This is a genomic window from Bacillus sp. FJAT-28004 (assembly GCF_001280845.1).
Classification (GTDB): domain Bacteria; phylum Bacillota; class Bacilli; order Paenibacillales; family Paenibacillaceae; genus Pristimantibacillus.
This window is the reverse complement of sequence record NZ_LGHP01000004.1, coordinates 1-18,442: the sequence shown is the minus strand read 5'-3', so window position 1 is coordinate 18,442 and position 18,442 is coordinate 1. Positions and strand designations below refer to the sequence as shown.

Annotated in this window: 20 protein-coding genes; 19 read left to right on the top strand and 1 reads right to left on the bottom strand. The window is 39.3% G+C overall.

Translation table 11 applies throughout. The features are described 5' to 3' along the window. Positions 1-506: 506 nt before the first annotated feature. The 11 genes from AC787_RS30030 (at position 507) to AC787_RS29980 (ending at position 8,924) form a co-directional block, all read left to right on the top strand. Positions 507-1,241: a YheC/YheD family protein gene (locus tag AC787_RS30030; RefSeq protein WP_063847737.1), complete on the top strand. Its 735-nt coding sequence runs from the start codon at positions 507-509 to the stop codon at positions 1,239-1,241. A 509-nt stretch (positions 1,242-1,750) separates the two neighbouring features. Further along, on the top strand, positions 1,751-2,068 hold the full coding sequence (locus tag AC787_RS30025) for a hypothetical protein (RefSeq protein WP_054028672.1): 318 nt from the start codon (positions 1,751-1,753) through the stop codon (positions 2,066-2,068). Positions 2,069-2,403: 335 nt separating this feature from the next. Beyond that, positions 2,404-3,174 (top strand): hypothetical protein, encoded by a 771-nt coding sequence (locus AC787_RS30020; RefSeq protein ID WP_054028671.1) that lies wholly within the window; start codon positions 2,404-2,406, stop codon positions 3,172-3,174. Between the two features lie 292 nt (positions 3,175-3,466). Then, complete coding sequence (locus tag AC787_RS30015; RefSeq protein WP_054028670.1) at positions 3,467-3,949, top strand: DUF2975 domain-containing protein; 483 nt, start codon at positions 3,467-3,469, stop codon at positions 3,947-3,949. Positions 3,950-3,959: 10 nt separating this feature from the next. Further along, entirely contained in the window at positions 3,960-4,178 is a 219-nt protein-coding gene (locus AC787_RS30010; RefSeq protein ID WP_054028669.1) for a helix-turn-helix domain-containing protein, read from the top strand. A gap of 1 nt (position 4,179) precedes the next feature. Beyond that, on the top strand, positions 4,180-5,427 hold the full coding sequence (locus AC787_RS30005; RefSeq protein WP_054028668.1) for a DUF4153 domain-containing protein: 1,248 nt from the start codon (positions 4,180-4,182) through the stop codon (positions 5,425-5,427). A 203-nt stretch (positions 5,428-5,630) separates the two neighbouring features. Then, positions 5,631-6,128, top strand: a complete 498-nt coding sequence (locus tag AC787_RS30000; protein WP_054028667.1) for a hypothetical protein — start codon at positions 5,631-5,633, stop codon at positions 6,126-6,128. 135 nt (positions 6,129-6,263) lie between these two features. Then, a complete protein-coding gene (locus AC787_RS29995; protein ID WP_054028666.1) occupies positions 6,264-6,515 on the top strand; it encodes a hypothetical protein in 252 nt (83 codons plus the stop codon). A gap of 155 nt (positions 6,516-6,670) precedes the next feature. Then, positions 6,671-6,970 carry a hypothetical protein gene (locus AC787_RS29990; RefSeq protein WP_054028665.1) on the top strand — a complete coding sequence of 100 codons (300 nt, stop codon included), beginning with the start codon at positions 6,671-6,673 and terminating at the stop codon, positions 6,968-6,970. Between the two features lie 375 nt (positions 6,971-7,345). Then, a complete protein-coding gene (locus AC787_RS29985; RefSeq protein ID WP_235561185.1) occupies positions 7,346-7,888 on the top strand; it encodes an AAA family ATPase in 543 nt (180 codons plus the stop codon). A 349-nt stretch (positions 7,889-8,237) separates the two neighbouring features. Further along, positions 8,238-8,924: a hypothetical protein gene (locus AC787_RS29980; RefSeq protein WP_152970814.1), complete on the top strand. Its 687-nt coding sequence runs from the start codon at positions 8,238-8,240 to the stop codon at positions 8,922-8,924. A 550-nt stretch (positions 8,925-9,474) separates the two neighbouring features. Here the strand turns inward: AC787_RS29980 and AC787_RS29975 are convergent. Next, positions 9,475-12,033 carry a rhamnogalacturonan lyase gene (locus AC787_RS29975; RefSeq protein ID WP_054028662.1) on the bottom strand — a complete coding sequence of 853 codons (2,559 nt, stop codon included), beginning with the start codon at positions 12,031-12,033 and terminating at the stop codon, positions 9,475-9,477. 367 nt (positions 12,034-12,400) lie between these two features. Here AC787_RS29975 and AC787_RS29970 point away from each other — a divergent pair, with 367 nt between their 5' ends. From AC787_RS29970 to AC787_RS29935, 8 genes are all read left to right on the top strand, one after another. Then, on the top strand, positions 12,401-12,964 hold the full coding sequence (locus tag AC787_RS29970; protein ID WP_054028661.1) for a phosphoglycerate mutase family protein: 564 nt from the start codon (positions 12,401-12,403) through the stop codon (positions 12,962-12,964). 172 nt (positions 12,965-13,136) lie between these two features. Then, positions 13,137-13,514 (top strand): NUDIX domain-containing protein, encoded by a 378-nt coding sequence (locus AC787_RS29965; RefSeq protein WP_054028660.1) that lies wholly within the window; start codon positions 13,137-13,139, stop codon positions 13,512-13,514. Positions 13,515-14,004: 490 nt separating this feature from the next. Next, positions 14,005-14,199 carry a hypothetical protein gene (locus AC787_RS29960; protein WP_063847744.1) on the top strand — a complete coding sequence of 65 codons (195 nt, stop codon included), beginning with the start codon at positions 14,005-14,007 and terminating at the stop codon, positions 14,197-14,199. Further along, positions 14,192-14,701 (top strand): ParB/Srx family N-terminal domain-containing protein, encoded by a 510-nt coding sequence (locus AC787_RS29955; protein WP_200930792.1) that lies wholly within the window; start codon positions 14,192-14,194, stop codon positions 14,699-14,701. Before AC787_RS29960 ends, AC787_RS29955 begins: the two co-directional genes overlap by 8 nt. A gap of 445 nt (positions 14,702-15,146) precedes the next feature. After that, the gene (locus AC787_RS29950) at positions 15,147-15,665 is read left to right on the top strand and encodes a GNAT family N-acetyltransferase (RefSeq protein ID WP_054028102.1); all 519 of its coding nucleotides are present in this window, start codon (positions 15,147-15,149) and stop codon (positions 15,663-15,665) included. 173 nt (positions 15,666-15,838) lie between these two features. Next, the gene (locus AC787_RS29945) at positions 15,839-16,291 is read left to right on the top strand and encodes a hypothetical protein (RefSeq protein WP_054028657.1); all 453 of its coding nucleotides are present in this window, start codon (positions 15,839-15,841) and stop codon (positions 16,289-16,291) included. Between the two features lie 116 nt (positions 16,292-16,407). Next, the gene (locus AC787_RS29940; RefSeq protein WP_054028656.1) at positions 16,408-17,076 is read left to right on the top strand and encodes a DNA alkylation repair protein; all 669 of its coding nucleotides are present in this window, start codon (positions 16,408-16,410) and stop codon (positions 17,074-17,076) included. Positions 17,077-17,423: 347 nt separating this feature from the next. Then, positions 17,424-18,266 (top strand): tyrosine-type recombinase/integrase, encoded by an 843-nt coding sequence (locus AC787_RS29935; protein WP_054028655.1) that lies wholly within the window; start codon positions 17,424-17,426, stop codon positions 18,264-18,266. The last annotated feature ends 176 nt before the right edge of the window (positions 18,267-18,442 follow it).

Below are 18,442 nucleotides of genomic sequence, written 5' to 3'. Positions count from 1 at the left end.
TTTTCAAGAGAACCTAGATTTAATAGCTTTATATTATGGGAGGATTTCTCTATGTACCTGAGCGAATTATGGAAGCTGTATGAAGTTGATAAACGGATTCAGGGATTCAGTCCGTACACTTTAAAAGCCTACTCATTGCAATTAATAATGCTGTTTGGCGATTTTGTGATCTTGAGATTGAGGAATCAACTTTGCTTGAGCTAAATTGAAATAGTTGGAGACTCATTGATTATAGTTAAAGCGATTGCTTTTCGAAATTCCATTACTATTAGTAGAAATGACATTGATGAGCTGATTAATTTGCTAGAAAGAGCAGAGCTAGAGTTCTATCCAGAGTATGCTCTATATAAAGGACTTAGAAAAATGTTTCATTAAAAATAAAATATACATTTTATCAATATATTAAAAACACATATTTCACCGAAAAGTCCTCTATTGTCCGTTCCATTTTCAATGAACTATTCGTATATTACTAGTGATGAGATGAAAGGAGCGAGATTGTGAGAATGGTGAAATATAAATTTGGGAAATTAGGGAAATATCGCTTTATGAATGGATATGGCCGCATTTCAGCATCTTTACCTGATACACGTGCAGCAACTAAATCTAATATAAATACCATGTTAAGATTATATGATTCAGTATACTTGAAGCCTGACACGGGGACTGGAGGTCATGGAATATATAAGTTAACTAAAAATGCAAAAAGATATACTTTGAGGAGCGGATCAATATCAAAACAGTTTGATTCATTAGACACCTTATTTAGGTCTCTTCACAAATTACAACTTAAAAACAAGTATGTTGCTCAAAGAGGAATTGGCTTATTGAGGCATAGTAACCGACCATTTGACATCAGGGTTATGGTGCAAAAGAACAGAAGTAAACAACTTGAGGTAACAGGTATTATTGGAAGAATGGCTAAACCTAGAAAAATCGTAACTAATTACCACAGTGGAGGTACACCGTTACCAGTAGAGATATTGCTCAAGTCACATCTAAATGGAATAAAAAGGTTGAAATATATTAAAAAAATTGAACTTTTGGGAAAAGACGCGAGCGTAGTACTCGCAAAAGGTTATCCTAAAAATAAAGCTTTCGGCGTTGATATTGCAATTGACTCTGAACTGAAACTATGGGTTTTGGAAGTTAATACTAAACCAGATATGAGCATTTTTAATACCTTGAGTAACAAAACGATGTATAGGAAAATTCTAAAGTTTTCAAAATTAAATGGATGAGCTATTAGCTTATTCATTACATAAGGAATCCATATGTCGGATGACAAGAATATGAGCGATTAATTACCGCGCAAATCGCGGTTTTTTTGTTTTATCGGTACATATTCTTGGCAATGTGCAAAAAGAAAATTAAGTAGTAACAATGACTTAACTCGATTTATAGACATCTATACAAAATACAAAGGAATCTAAATTTCAATGAAACACTAAAAAATCCTATTATATCAATCATTCGAATATGAGTTGTCAACCTATATGACTTTACTTTATCCAGTCGCTTAACGATAAACTTACAGTAAAAGATATTAAAAAGACACAAGGCTTCCGGCTTATTGGGCAGCCTGATCAACTATCGGGCAGACTCTGTTAATGACATAGTTTATAACCGTGTGCGGTAGCCTGCTCGTTTTATTAAACTAACGGGCAGGATAGTTTATATGATTCGCGAATAATTCAAATAACGAAGTTTGCAAATAAAAGCTGCAAGGACCAAAAAAAGAGGTGTTGATATGCAATCTGAAACTTTTCTTAATCCCTGGCAATCTTCAAACTTAGAAAAATTTATTCAAGAACTACAGAAAGAAATGTGTGAAAGTCATTTATTATTTGGAGCAAATCTAGAGATAGTTGCAAGAAGAAGAGACAGGGATGAATATCTCTTTAAATACATTGATGAAGAGAAATATGCTCAGGTTCATTTAACATGGCGTGGAGCCATTGAACCAGATCCGTTTTGGCCAGTAACAACCATTTATGATACCATTGAACAATGGAAAACTGAAATCATGATTCCAAACAATTTAAGATACGGATCAGAAACGGAATAAAGCAAATCCGAAATAAAAGCTATGCCCGGTAGTACCACTCTAAAGATTTACATATTACGCAGACAAACAAGAAATATCACCCCGATCCCCAGCTAACCCATTTAGACCACAGATCTTCGTTTTTCTTCAAACCAAATGATGGGAATGATAGAATGAAGATAGGAAAGAATAATGATGGAAATAGCAAGCATCGGATATTGAGCTCTATCGGTCCCCGTTACCTGAATAATTTAACGAGACTTCAACACAATCTGCGGCATATATGATTCGAGAGATTATTGTTCCGGCACACACATCTGCGTGACTCCCTCGGATCCGCCAGAAGGAGGACGAATATGACGAGGCAACGAAAGGTAAAAAGGTCCTTAATGCAGGAGTTAAAGAAAACCCTTCATTCTCTCACGAAGCCAAAACGCCTCCCCAAGAAAACCAAGAGCCGGAAAACCACTTCTACAAAGACCACGACTAAAACCAAGGCCGAAAGCAACCTAGAAATGCAGAAGAAATTAGAGCAGGATTTAACCCGGAAAATGAAGCAGGGTATGCAAAAGATTAAGCAGGAAATGGAACAAGAACTCTTGGGAAAATTGATAAGCAAGAAAGCTAAGACTACAACGAATAGTGATAAAGAAGTTTCTTCCGATGTTAAGAAAACGAATGTGCGAAAAGTCTCCAAAGGCGTGACTACAGGAAAGTCGTCTTCCAAAACTACAAAGGAAAAATTCAAACCGAAAACGGATTGTACATTACTTAAATTACTTACTTTATCCGAAAATTTAGAACGCAGAGTAGTTGTCGGCTACGAGGTTTTAGATAATAGCAGTCAGGAGATCTGGGGCATTGACATCCATGAAGGTACCAAATTAGGTAGGGCTAAAAGGATCTTGAATACTAAAGTAAAAAGCCGTAAAGTTGGTCCGGAACGACAATACTATTTAGTACATGTAACGGATGATGCTCTGTATTACTCTGATGAATACGCTAAAGCGGTCCTAGAGCGAGGAAGACTGACAATCCGGAAATATACGCCCGAATTGGCTGACGCTATCAAGAGCGCATACGATTCAGGATACAAAAACAATAGTAAATTGCCTAAACTAGGATAGATGTTGAAGGTTACATAAACAGACTTCTGATAACTGAACTGAACTTCCCCCCGTCAATCAAACAATATTAAAGAAGCAGCCTTAAGCAACCTTGGTACGGTATTCAACCGGACTAAGGTTGTTTATTTAATGTTATTGAGCATTTCTTTGTAATGAGGAATGCTTTTTTTGGTTGTAAAAAGAACTCCCCTGTAACAACAACAATGTAATCAATATCGGTATTTATTTATTGCAAAACGATAAATATTATGTTAAAATCGAATTAAATTTAATGATTAGTGAGGGGCTTTTTATGGAACGAGGAACAACACTCTTTTTAAAGGCAGCTGTTATTCTTATTGGAATCCCAGTTCTTGCTTTGTGCATATTTTTGGTGCCAGAGATCGCCAATTTTGCGGTAGAATTGTATCCAGAAATGACTTATTTGAAATATCTCGTGTTTATCGATTTGTATGCAGCGGTAATACCTTTTTACTTTGCTCTGTATCAAGCATTTAAACTTTTAAGCTATATTGACAAGATCAAAGCATTCTCGGAATTATCTGTACGAGCTTTAAAGAATATAAAATACTGTGCAATCACAATCAGCAGCTTGTTTGTGGTAGGCATGCCACTCTTCTATCTCATTGCGGAGAAAGACGATGCCCCAGGTATCATAGTCATCGGATTGGTCTTGATTTTTGCCTCCATAGTGATTGCCGTTTTTGCTGCTGTTCTCCAAAAGCTTTTAAAAGAGGCTATTGATATAAAATCAGAAAATGATTTGACGGTCTGAGGTGAATAACATGGCGATTATAATCAATATTGATGTGATGTTGGCTAAAAGAAAAATGAGCGTAACAGAACTTTCGGAGAGGGTTGGAATAACAATGGCTAACATTTCAATATTGAAAAATGGAAAGGCAAAAGCAATTAGGCTTTCAACTTTAGAGGCCATTTGCAAAACATTAGAATGCCAACCTGGAGACATTTTAGAATATAAAAGTGACAAAGAGGAGGTATAACATGGACATTAACAATCTGATTATTGAAAATATTGCTAACCCCCATGAGCTGGAGAGAATGTATAGAAAAGAACCCGAAGCTTTTAAAAAAGCATTCTCATACGCCTGGGAACATCATCCTGATTCGCAGATTCTTGCCATTTGGTATGAAAGATTGCATTTCAATGAGACGGCAAATTCAGAAAAAGCTCCCTTGCTTCAAAAGAATTTCTTATTCATGGGCATTTTAGCGATTCTTGCCGGGATAAGCACCAGAATAATTTTTCATTTTACCGAACAGCAAGCAATAGCTCCGATTAACCTTGTTTTTGGTATACTTCCCTTTATTACAGCTTATTTTGTATATAGTAGTACCCCCAAAAAAAATATTATTTATATCCTTGCATCGTTATTTCTAATCTCCGGATTTTATCTTAATATGCTGCCACTAGAGCATAAAGATAGTATTATCTTGGCTTATCTTCACCTTCCCATTTTCTTATGGGTAGTATTAGGGCTTGCATTTACAGGTAATGAATATAGAATAGGCAGCACGAGATTAGCTTATCTTAAATTTAATGGGGAATTTTGCATACTCTACGCCACTATGGCAATCAGCGGAATGCTGCTAACAGCATTAACCATGCAGTTATTTAGATTTGTCGGCATGGATATATCTCAATTTTATTTTAAAAATGTCGTATTATTTGGTGCTGCGGCTCTCGCTATTGTGTCCACATACCTGGTATCGAGGAACCTTAAACTTTCTAAAAATATTGCACCCTATATAGCCAAAATCTTTAGTCCGCTTGTACTTGTCACATTGGTGGTCTACCTAATAACGGTTATTTGGGTCGGAAAAAATCCATTCTTGGACCGCGATTTCCTTCTATCCTTCAACGGAATACTCCTTAGTGTATTGGCTGTCACCATATTTTCCATTACCGAAAGCCGCAAAGACGAGAAAAAGAACATTTCTGATTATATAAATTTTGCCCTAATCGTTCTTGCTCTTATTATTGACAGTGTGGCTTTATCAGCCATAGTGTTCAGGCTTTCTTCTTATGGGATTACGCCCAACAGACTTGCAGTTTTAGGCGTAAACATACTTATCTGGGCCAATCTAATTTGGATTATGATCTGCTATATGCATTTTCTACAAAACAAAACCGGGCCTTCTACTATCCAAAATGCCGTTACGAAGTATTTGCCGGTCTATGGACTTTGGGCAGCATTCGTTACATTTACTTTTCCTTTAATTTTTTATTAGAAAGGTTCTGTTAATGTAATATCGACCTAATCAAACTTCTTAAACTAACTGATAGTTGAAGGAAAAATGGAGCAGCTTGCCTACGGCAGCTGCTCCATTTTTCGTTGCGCTAACTGGCAGTGTAGCTTAATATTACTATCCCTTCTTTTGCAACATACCTCCATCTCCAAACGTCAATAACTGTTGAAAAGGGGATTATAATAATGAAAAGAATCATGATTACACTGATAGCAATGTGTTTCATTGTAACAGGATGCTTTGCTAATCAAACGGAAAAAGAGCCAGTGATTGTGAAAGATAAAGAGAAACCTGTGACTGTAAACGAAAACAAGAAAAGCAAGCTTACTTTGGATAAAGTTAAAATTGCAATTGAAGCAGAGGGCATTGAAATGTTTGTAAAGGAAGTGCAGTACGATTGGGTTCTGAATAAGGTTAAACCCAATAGGTTTTCTGTAAACCACCCAACTGAAAAAGCTGTTTACCCAGAGTTCATTTCAATTTACGTATTTGAGTCGGAACAAGCTCGTAAAGATGGTCTTAAAGATTTCAACATCCAAAAAGAAGCAAAAGATATGCAGATACCAACAATTTACGAACTCAAAAATGTTCTAATACTCTATTGGCATCGTTATGAGAACTTAGATAAAGCTAAAAACACTAAATTTGGTAAACAAATTGAAATGGCAATTCAAAAGATTTAAGTTAATTATTCAACTAACGGGACACGATAGCTGAACAATGACAAGAAGGCAGTCAGTTGGATCAATGGGCTACTTTTCCACGTTAAGGTGCAGGTGAGCCAGATATTAGACGATTTTCATTGAGGAGGTGGGGGCTTGAACAAGTATATATTCTATATAGTTGTAAGTGTCATTTGTATTATAATACCAGTAGTCGGCCTTATATATGGTTTGTGGGATATTCATCAACCTAAAACAGGACCAGTGGGAGATGGAAAACCAAATTACCCCACTATACCTCAATTGATACCGATTATATCTTGTTTTCTTCTTGGAGTTGGGAATTTACCTATTGCTATTATGCGATACAGACAAAACATAAGGACTCAAGAAGACAAAAAGATTTAAGACAGGTATATTTATTTGTTACGCTAACGGGGAACAAGAGTTCAATAAAGTGAAAGCGTTCGTTGTAATGGATCAGTCGCCTTTTGTGATTTAGAAGGATATTCAGTCAAGAAGAAGAAAAATATTTTAATAACTATCAATTTCGGAGGAGAAAAATGAAACATATAATGATGGTGATTAGTATTGCTTTACTTACATTTCTAACTGCCTGCAATTCACCTTCAAAAGTTGTTGACGACTATGATACAAGCCAGTTAAGTGTCGATTTCGGTGTTAACGAAGCGTATGAAATAGGAGCTAATGCCGAAGGAATGCCAATTTTTAAAGATCATAAGAAGGCATTGCAACAAGCTCAAATCGATTATAAAAAAGGTTTTGATGCAACTGTGGTCGAGTATGATTTAATGCCTATTAGTAATGAGAATTATAGAGACTATAAGAAATATGCTGGGTAACTTGAGACCAAAGATGAATGGTTAAACAACAAGGTGTAATGGTATCTAAGTTCCTTGATATTTATGAAAATAGTTTTAATGATTAAAGTTTTTTAAGTCAACAACACATCGTTACGCTAACGGGAAACGATAGTTGAACACCGAAAGGGCTGCCATATGGTAGCCCTTCATTACGCTAACGGGCAGTTTAGCGTGGAAATGACCAAATCAAAACATGAAAAGATGACACATAAAAATTGCACTATTTTGGATAAGAACAAATGAAATACAATGTTCTAGGAAGGCTATTAAAAATTCGTGAATATAATTTTAGGTGAAATCAGTCAAAGCTTATTAAAGACATAATATTACCAGAGGAGTGATCACGTGATTATCATGATAAATGGGGCTTTTGGTTCTGGTAAGACCTCCACAGCCAAAATGCTACAACCATTAGTTGCGAATAGCATGATATTTGATCCTGAAGAAATTGGACTTATGATTAGAAAGATAATACCTGAGGAAGTGATGCACATCCATGAACAAACTGATGATTTCCAGGACATGGAACTTTGGAAAATCTTGACCGTAAGGGTGGCAGGAGAGGTAAAGAAGAAGTATCAAAAACACTTAATTGTGCCCATGACCTTATATAAAGAGGAAAATTTCAATTACATTTACAATGGATTTAAAGAATTAGATGAGGAACTCTTTCATTTTTGTTTAATAGCTTCAGAGGACACCATTTACAATAGATTAGTCAAGCGTGGTGACACAGTAGGAGGATGGTCATTCCAACGGACAGCTAAATGTATCGACGCTTTTAGGAAGGATATTTATCAAGAGCATTTAATTACGGATAAATTAAAGACAACTGAAATTGTAGACATTATTTTAAAGAGAGTAAACAACAATTTTGAATTAAATTCGTCGAAGTGACTGACTTCACCTAGCATTATATTCACGCGGCAGGCTGACTGTCGTCGATGAGCAGTTGCGGTAGCACCTGCTCATCGATATGTTTTATTCAACTATCGTTCCCCGTTAGTTGAATCCCGAAGTTCCTCGGGCGGACCAAGGGAGGAAATCAAGGTTTCGGACCGGGACACGGCATAAGTCATTAAGCTAACGGGACATTATAGTTCAATAACATGAGGGCTGCCAGCGGGCGGCCCTTCGTTACGCTAACGGGCAGGTTAGTTCCAATATGTGGTATTATTGAGGGGCTAAAATAAGCAGGAGCACCCGGACATACCCATTCCCCTAAGATAGTAGCTATCTAAGGGGTATGGACATCGCGAAAAAAAGAACGTTATTAGAAATTCATGTAAAACTTGGAGGAGATGGAATGGGCACAAAGTTTGCCAATCTTCATATCAAAACTAATAATCAAGAGGTACTCGTTGATGCGTTACAAAGACTGAGTAACAAAGCTGGATCAATACTTACAACAGCAAATAATACTGGTGTAGATATCATAGACCAATATGTATATCAATCGAACAAACAGATTAGAAGAACTACATCATCGGTATCTTTCTATATTAACCAAGGAATGAATTGGAGTAGTGTCCTGAATGATCAATTTTCATGGGGAAAAGTCGAGGAAATTGGTGAAATACTTTCTAATTTTGTGTCAGAACCTGTTATGACAATTGGATTCTTTGATGAAGATATATTTGAATTTACTTTATTTCAAGAAGGAGACATTAGAACAAAGAAGTACTTTTGTGAAGAATGGGCAAAAGAAGAATATGGCTTAGAGTCAGAAGTAATTGATCATGAATATTTAGAGAAAGTTCTTGAGTTAGCTCATGAAGACTTAATAAAATTATTAGAAATTAGCAATCCTGAACAAGCCATTGATGAACTATCAAGAATGATACAAATACATCTTTGGGTGGATTCAGAATGGATTAGTGAAGATAAAGAGATTGAAGAAAGACATACAAGGCTAGATATAGAGATAATGTAAGTAGTACAAGAGGACATGAACTTCCGATAACACCGTATTCACGCTTCGGGCCAATCGACACTCGGTCCACCCGAGGCATTTCGAAGATTTTTGACACGATCTTCATTACGCTAACGGGGGACTATAGTCCAACTATAACAGGCGGCGGTTCAGAGGAGGACAATGCTTTGCAGGAGGAGAGAACGAAAGCACAGATTACAAGATTGGTTAGAAAGGCAGCATGGACTCTTGGGGGAGTTATATTATTAATGTTTGCTCTTGTATGTTTGTTTGGAGTTATCTTCTTTGGGGGGTTGTGGTATCGAGATATCTTTATGTGAAGAAATCGGTGATTAAGCTAACGGATAACGATAGTTGTATAAGCAGTGTAGCAGCCGAATCTGATATGCTCCCCTTACGGTAGACAGGTGAAATAATAAAACCTGCAATTGTAAGGGGAGCATATCAGACTTTATTTTCTCGTCACTGGCTGCCGCTGTTTCTATTATTGTCAGTCTAAAACTTATTTACGAACTGCGTGCCTTACATGAATGCTCCTTACATTTCCTGCTTATTTCCACATCTTTATGAAATTCCACGCATGATAGGAAAGGTTCTTTAGCGCCCGTTCGGAGACTGCGTCTTTCTTCGTTTCTTTGTCCAGCTGGGCAATGAATTTCTCCAAAGACTTCACTGCATTGTTCATTGAACCCTTCTCTTGATGATGTAGCGCCTGTTTTAACGTATTGTTCAGCTGCGGCACAATCGGCCCATTCAAATCGCCGGATTCTGCATAATCATCCAAAAGCTTCGACAGAGCTGTCAACACCCCTGGAGTCTGAACAGCTGGAACCGGAATGGCAGACCAATCAGTATCGGAGGCAAAATAAAAGCTCGTATACGCAGGCTGGTTATACGCCGTATTCTGTCTCGCCACCTCTGCTCTGTACTGAGCGTCATGCATGAGCGTATACAGCTTACGGTCTGTTACCTCGGTGCTGAGGTATATCCGGATCGCCGAACTTTCTGCAGTCCGGACGAGCATTTCTTCTCTCCAGTCACCGAGTATATCCGCAACCAGACCCGGATTTCCTTTTGTATAATTGTTTGTTCTTGTCCCTTCGGCTGTCAGCAGTCTGCCTTTCTTCCAATCATCAATGGTCGGAGTGGCATCAATGGCTCCGTTTACAATTTGCGTCGTCATATCGGCTGACCATTTTATATTCATATTGGTGCCCGGCGCGGATGCGCTGACTGGAGTACCGTCCGCCGTCCACAGACCGACCGCCCATGTTTCAAGACCGCTATGACCAGGTTCAACATCTCCGATTATCCCGCGTCCCGTATCTTTGCCGGTATATCCGCCGTTCAGCACTTCGCCTGTTTCTGCATCACGCAAGGAATAGCCGTAAGGCGCCCAGACGCCACCTTCATGAACCATGAAGATTTCCTTCCCGGGCCTGTTCGGATCGATATCCGTTACATGAAGCGCGTCGCCGTGGCCTAGTCTGGCAGTCGTTCCTGGAGCAGCGCTCTGCGGCGGCATCACATCCATCGAGCTATACAACAAAGTGCCGTCATGATCAATCGTAGCCGATCCATATACGATTTCATGTTTGCCGTCACCGTCAACATCTGCGGCGCTTAAGGAATGGGCTCCTTGCGTCGTTAAGGTGCCGAACTCGGGGTCCATTCCATCTCGGCCGTGCGGTCCGTCGTTGAAAGGATTTGTCATCGGCGTCCATCCGCTGTCAACGAACCACTGCTCCTTAAGATGCTTGCCGTCCCAGTCGTAAGCAATTAGAGTCGATCTCGTATAATAGCCTCTTGCAAACACCACTGACGGCTTCTCGCCATCAAGGTAGGCTACCCCGGCCAGAAAACGGTCTACTCGGTTGCCCGGCTCGATTCTTGCCATCGCATAGTCTCCCCACAGAAGACCGTCGTCCTCGCGTCCGGGCTTATAGGGTACCGTCTCCAGCTCAGAGCCGGTTGCACCGTTAAAGACGGTCAAATACTCAGGCCCTTTCACAATAAAGCCTTCGAACGCCCGGAGATTGTTACGTGCGCTTCTGCTCGGCGCATATACGTCCATAAAGTAATCGACCATACTCTCCGCATCCACTTTGGATAACGGATAGTCGTATTTCTTTTCGATACCGAAGCTCTCTTCGAGCGTAGCTGGCCAACTGCCGTTTTTCACTTCCTCATGCTCTGACCAGTTCATAAACACGCCGACCAGATGCTCATAATAATCAGCACTGCTCATCCGGTAATCATCCTTATTGCTGTAGCCGGTATTTACATCCTCAATCGGCATCGTAATATATTTCTCGGAGGAGACTTGGCCTTGTCTGTCATACGAGATGATTTTAGTTCCTGGAGCGGTCTTCAGCATCGCTTCCGCCTTACCATCTCCATCAAAATCGTAAACCATGAACTGCGTGTAATGAGCACCGGAACGAATATTCACGCCCAGATCAATGCGGTACAACAGTGTTCCGTCTATTTCGTAGCAATCGATATAGGTCACACCAGTATATCCGACTTGTGACACATCCTTCGAATTGGACGGCTCCCATTTGACGTATAACTCATATTGTCCGTCACCGTTGACATCGCCTACACTCAAATCATTCGCGGAGTAGGTGTACGCTTCTCCTGCCGGTGTGATTCCGTCTGCCGGTTTATGTAGCGGCAGATCATAATAGGCATTTCCCCAAGGCTTAACCTGGGCGCTTTGATCTACCTCCCGGCTGTTTAAAACAGCGCTTACATAATATTGCGAAGCAGCGGAGCCGTCTTTGTCGAGGTAATTGGTGCTGTTATCGATCTCCGCAATTTTAACGCCGTCGCGGTACACGTTGAAATTCGCGCCTGTCAAACCAGTCTCCGAATATCCCGTCACTTCGTTCGAGAGCAGTCGCCAGCTAAGAAATACACCTTCCGATGTAGAGGCCGCAGTTAAGCCACGGTCCAAATATTCCAGCTGAATGCCGTGTGCGTTCCCTTTCTTGTCTTTCATATCCGTACCAGATGCAGATGCCGTTGCTATACTCGTAAGCAGAAGCGGAATAATCACAACACCTGTAAGTATTTTCCTGCCAAATGAGGCTCTCTTAAATCCCATTATTCCATCACCATCCATTAATTAGTTGATAGATCCTTGCCGACTTGCATGTCTACTAGATGTTGCCCCCTTTCTACGACTCATTATAGTTGTAACATTCTGTCATCAACACCCAAATAATCAATATTTTTTGTTTAAAAAACAGTGATTTTCATCATGAAGCGTCATTCGTTACATTCTTATTCTTACAGATAGACATAGAAAATGACGCTGAGAAAAAGAGAGCAGCAAAGTGTCAGCCGAAAATAAAGTCTTAGACTAGAAAAAATAAGTATTAGATTGACGGTGCTTCATTAAGCTAACGGGCAGGATTGTTCAATCATATCATCGAATAGTCAATATGGAATTTGATGTCAGGGGGAGGAAAATGGAATTCATCTTTATTCGGCACGGTCATGGAGAACATCTCAACGATTATCCAAATCGGTTGAACACTCTGCATCCTAGTCTTACAGAGTACGGCAAATTTCAAGTAATGCAAATACGAGATGAAATTAAGATTAATCCTGATGATTTAGTTCTTGTAAGTCCAACTAAACGTACAATTGAGACGGCAACTATTATGAAAAACGGTATGGACTTCATTATTTCTCCATTTGTTGGTCCGAGAATGTTTCCTCAAAACCCTGAACTCCCTTTTTTAGCTTGTGATCATATCCTTTCTATAGCTGAAATCACAAATCTTTATGGACATACTGATATTCTTGATTTTAATTTTGATTGCTGGAAAGAAGGAATTAACAGGATCGAACAAAATGTTTTTGAAGGATATGCTAAGCAGTTATTAGATTGGATCGGGGAAAACTATCAAAAAATATTTATTATTTCACATGATGGTACGATAACGAATTATCGGATATTGCTTGGAGAAAAAGGATTGACCAGAAAGGATTTTCTCGGTGAGGCTGGGGTATACCGAATGACTTTGTAGTCTGTTGGTCGCTAAGCAAACGGGACACGATAGTTAAACATCGAGAGGGCTGCCACTTGGCAGCCCTTCGCTCAACTAACGGTCAGTTATGTTGGCAAGAACGTCAAAAAAGAAGGAACCAACCTATCCGACACCGAAGTATAAATACCTAAATATGGAAGAGATGAGAAATATGGAGGTTAAATTTCGCCATATTGCGCGAGCGATAATTGTTCATGAAAACAAAATTTTAATTGCTCGTTTGAAAGGTGCCCATTCTTTTTTACCAGGTGGAAGTATTGATTTAGGAGAAGGGGCTCAAAATGCATTAAAAAGAGATCTTTATGAAGAATTGGGTGCTAAATGTACAGTAAAGAGATTCATAGGGGTAGTAGAAGCACACAGGGTCGATGAAAAAGGTGCCCTCCAACATGAAATCAGCTATCTCTTTGAAGTTAACTCTGAAGATTTGAAATCTGACTGTACACCCATTTCAAAGGAAGATCACCTTGAGTTTTATTGGATTGACTTAACCACGGAAAGTATAAAAAAACAAAATGTATTGCCCTAATTTTTACAGGAACATATCGTGAGATTAAATATAGATCAAAACTGTGCGTGGATAACTAATTTCATGCCTAAAGAATAAACGGAAAACTTATTCAGCTAACGTGCAGTTTAACGAAAAACAGGAAGCTATCGTAACTTAGCAGCCGTTCTGTAGGGAACGTTGACATAGTTTTAGAATTGCGTGGAGGACAGACAGACGTAATAATAGAAAAGAGGAACTCGATCGTCTGTCAGCTGAGAGGCACGAAAAGTTACTCGAGGAGGCAATACCGAAGATACGCGCGCGGTACGAGCAGCTGGTCAAACTCCGTCAGCAACAGCCGAAGGCTGAGGAGGGTGGCAAGCTTCCGAGTGATTCCGCTAACGGGACACGATAGCGGAGGAGCCTCCTATGTGGTAGCTCCTATTTTCTATTGAACTAACGGGAATGAAAACAAAAGTGAAGTAAAATGGTGGATGTGTTCAGGGTTTTAAAGGGAAGGGTATGGGGAATGTCGGAAGAGTTGAATCTGGAAATACTTGATGGTGAACTTAAGAAAATAAATCAAAAATCAGATACAATTGGTGAACGAAGAGGAATATCAACTCCTCTTAAATTTATTGCAGTAATAGTAGGGTTTATAATTGTAGGTCCTCTACTTATGATGGTTATTGGAATTATAGGTAGGATATTTCATATTGGTTGAGTTATCTGTTGTTACACTAACGGGACACGATAGCGAAATTAAGACAGAGGGGGATTGCAGCATGCTGCCTTTATCATTTACAACCGAAGAGGCGATCGAATTTGCCAAGCACGGCTGCATCGAAGAGTGGGTACACCTTTTTCTGAAGACAGCGGGGGGCAACGAGCCGTTTTCTGAAGGGCTTAAGCTACAGCCGAGATTTTGGGCGGGGCCTGTGCGTTTACCGCTTCAGGAACTTATCCGCTGCTGCGGACCGGAAGCGGAGATGGAATATTGCGTTTCGCAGGACAACTGGGGCCTGCACGTAGCAGAGCTGATGGAGCTTTATCGCAAAGACTGGTCATACCCGCCGTTGATCGTTCAGCTCGTGGGCGGACAGCTGTCGATTCGTGATGGCAATCATCGTCACGAAGCTATGCGGCGTCTGAATTTCACGGAATGCTGGGTCGTTCTGTGGGCCAGCGACAGTCAGGAGAACTTGGCACATTATGCTGAGATTTAGCCTGTACAAAAAAGGCTGCCGAGAGATTGAACTACAATTCACCTTCCCATGATAAAGAGTTTTATTAGATTACATAAATTATAAATCATTCAACTAACGGGAGACGATAGTTGAAAACCAAAAGGGCTGCCGCGTGGCAGCCCTTCGAAAGCCGCGCAAATTGCGGTTTTTTTTATTAATGGGATCAAGTTCTTGTCATTTGTTGATGACAAGAACTTGATCCCATTCCCGACTAGTGACAAGAACATAGTCCCATTCCCGACGGGGAAATGATTCACCATGTCGTTCATTCTAAAAAACAAACGTGCTGCCGTAATATTCATGAGTAAGTCGTGTTATAGAAAATAAAGTATTAGACTGACGATGCGTCATTAAGCTAACGGGCAGTTTACTTCAATCCGCAAGTTTTATTTAGAACAATTTGATAAATGATCGGAAGTGACTAATGAACATTCGTCTGTTGAATGACTCTGATGCCCAARTGTATAGAGAAGTAAGGTTGCGTGCATTGAAAAATGACCCCGATGCATTTGGATCAACGTATGAGCAAGAAGAAACTAAACCACTGGGGCACATTATAGAAAGGATACACCATACAAAAGATCAATTTACATTGGGATGTTTTGACGACAGTAACACATTAGTTGGCATTGTCAATTTTTCACGTGAAAACAGGCTTAAGACGGCACATAAAGGAAACATTTACGGTATGTACGTAGAGCCTCAATTTCGAGGACGGGGGGTAGGTAAAGCCCTTCTATTAGCCTTGATTGAAAGAGCAACAAAAGAATGTGAAGGGTTGGAACAGATTCATTTGACGGTTGTGTCTAATAACAAATCAGCAAAACRCTTATATGTCTCGCTGGGGTTTGAAGTTTACGGTATAGAACCACATGCATTAAAGTTTGATGAACAGTATTTCGATGAAGACTTAATGATTTTAAGATTGCGACTTTTAAACTAAAGGGTACGATAGCTCAATGAACCGCCTTTTCAGCAAGGTGGTTTCTTATGGTTAAATATCAACATTAGAATTAAACATAGCCTTATTATTAAGCTAACGGGCAGTTTACTGAATCCTCACTCCGTAACATTTGTCCATTTTTTTCGTCTATGTTAAAAAGGGGAAAGATCATCATGAAAAATTTCAAACTCGTTTTGCTGATACTTGTTTGCTTTGGAATATCAGCATGCTCAAACTCAAGCAATAATCATAAGCAACCAATCCATACAGGTAGCGATATCTTAAAAACGTTCGGTGATGAAGACTTAATTCGGATGAAGGAATTTGTAGATAGATTCAATAATAAAAAATCAGATTACGTTCTAGCAATTCCACCTTTCCTTGATGGGGGATACTCGATCTACGATTTAATTTCAGATGGTAAATTGGTAACGATCAAAAGGGATAGTACGAGGGACATTTATGGAGTACGTTATCCATACGTTACACTAACGGGTAACGTTAGTTCAATGGAACAGCGACAGTCTAGGATTCTATTTTCTCGTCCTTGGCTGTCGCTATCCAGAGAAAAAATAGTATTAGACTGGCGGCAGTTGGAGAAAGCTTTAATAATGTTAGAATATTAAAATGGTAAACTTTGGAGGCACACCACTATAATAAGACTTATAACGAAATTAAGTTCTTGATATATCCCATCAAGGACATATTATGAAACAGTGCTTTAATAAAGGAGTTGTATAAAATGAATGAAAATATAGGTACAGAAATAAAACGTTCTTCAAAAACAGAAAACATTCTACCTCAGATCAATAGTAAAACTAAGCTAGGCGACTTACGAAAAATAGCAAAGGACATTAAAAAAGATCACGAACTAGCTATGGAACTTTGGTCAACCGAAGAGTTTTTGCCCAGACTATTAGCAATCTTAATTATGGATAAAAAACTTCTTTCACAAGAAGTGCTAAATAAGCTTGATAAGGATATGCAGACTCACACTTTTGATGAGCGAAATAACTTAATGGATTGGTTAATGGCTAATCAGCTCACCAAAGACAAGAAGACAATTGCATTGATGGAGTCATGGGGAACTAGCCCTTCTGCTCTTCAAAGGCGAGCTTTCTGGTATTATCAAGCGCGATTGAGATGGACTGGACAAACACCGCCTGATAACACCGCAGACTTACTATCTACATTAGAAGCTAATATTACGCAGGAAGAACCGGAAGTTCAATGGGCTATGAATTTCACCGCAGGTTGGATAGGCGTTTATGATGAAAAGAATCGTGCACGTTGTATTAAACTTGGTGAGAAAGCGGGTCTTTACAAAGAGGAAATAGTAGCAAAAGGATGTACTCCCAGCTATTTACCGGAGTTCATTACGATTGAAGTTAACAAACGACAAAATAATTAGTTACCTTTGAAAAATTTATTAAGGAATAATGTAAAAAATAAAGGAATTCAAATCCTTAATTATGAAAATTGTAATAGGCTTGGACCGAAAAATAAAGAAAACAACGCGTTATGGCAGCTAGTTAGTGAAATATGCAAGGAAGATGAAAATGATTAGCTCACTATCTCTTTTTGATCTGTAGGGGCACTTATCTTTAAGAAGAACACTTTCCAGCTGCGCAGTACAATAATACTATTCAAAAGACTAATGTGATGTTCAACAATCGGGTAACGCTAATTGAATAAATAAGTCTAAAACCTTCTATTAGAAGCAAACTAGTATTAATTGCTCTAATAGGAGGTTTTATTATGATATTAAGCGAACTATGGCGTCAATATGAAACGGATAAGCGAATCCAAGGGTTTAGTCCAAATACATTGAAAGCCTATGCCCTGCAGCTCAAGATGCTGGTTACGGAACTCGGGGATTTAGATATCTCTGAAATAACTTTGATTCTGCTTAAGGAATACCTAGCTAAGCAGTCCGATAGATTGAAGCCAAGCAGTCTAGGACACCGCATTCGTTTTGTTCGTTCCCTCTTTCGTTTTGCATATGAAGAAACATATCTACCTACCAACCCTTCACTCAAACTACGTGAGCCCAAGATGGAAAAGCGAATTCCTAAGTTTTTGATGGAGGAAGATGTGATCCATTTGAAGATATCCTGTCAGACATCAAGGGAAAAGGCGCTACTCGAGTTTCTCTATAGCACAGGTTGTCGTATTGGAGAGGTCGAGAAGATAAACGTTGAGGATCTAAACTGGGAGAACTGCTCTGCTATAGTAAATGGGAAGGGATCAAAACAGAGAGAAGTTTACTTTACCACTGAGTGTAAAGTATGGCTGAAGAAGTATTTGGAAAATCGTGAGGATTCGTGTAAAGCCTTATTTGTAACGGATACTAATCCTGTTAAACGCATGGTAATTCCAACGCTCAGGTGGACAATAAAGCGGCTTGCAGCTCGCGGAGCGATCGAGGCAAACGTCTATCCTCATCGTTTTCGTCATACTTATGCATGCCAGCTGCTGGATAACGGGGCACCGTTAGATTTTATTCAAGGCATGCTGGGACATGAAAAATCATCGACCACACAAATTTATGCTCAGCTCCGCGGAGAGCGTAGAAGAGAACTTTATCGCCGATTTTTTTAGTGTGCTAGCAGCATATGATTCAACTAAAGGGCAGGTTAGCATAATGATTTTCCTCATTTAGGGAAAACTATCCCAAAAAACAATGAGGTGAAAAATGAAGAAAACGTTGTACTTAATTTTTATTATCTGTTTTTTGGCTAACATGCCCACTGTTTTTGCTGAACCACAAGAATCGA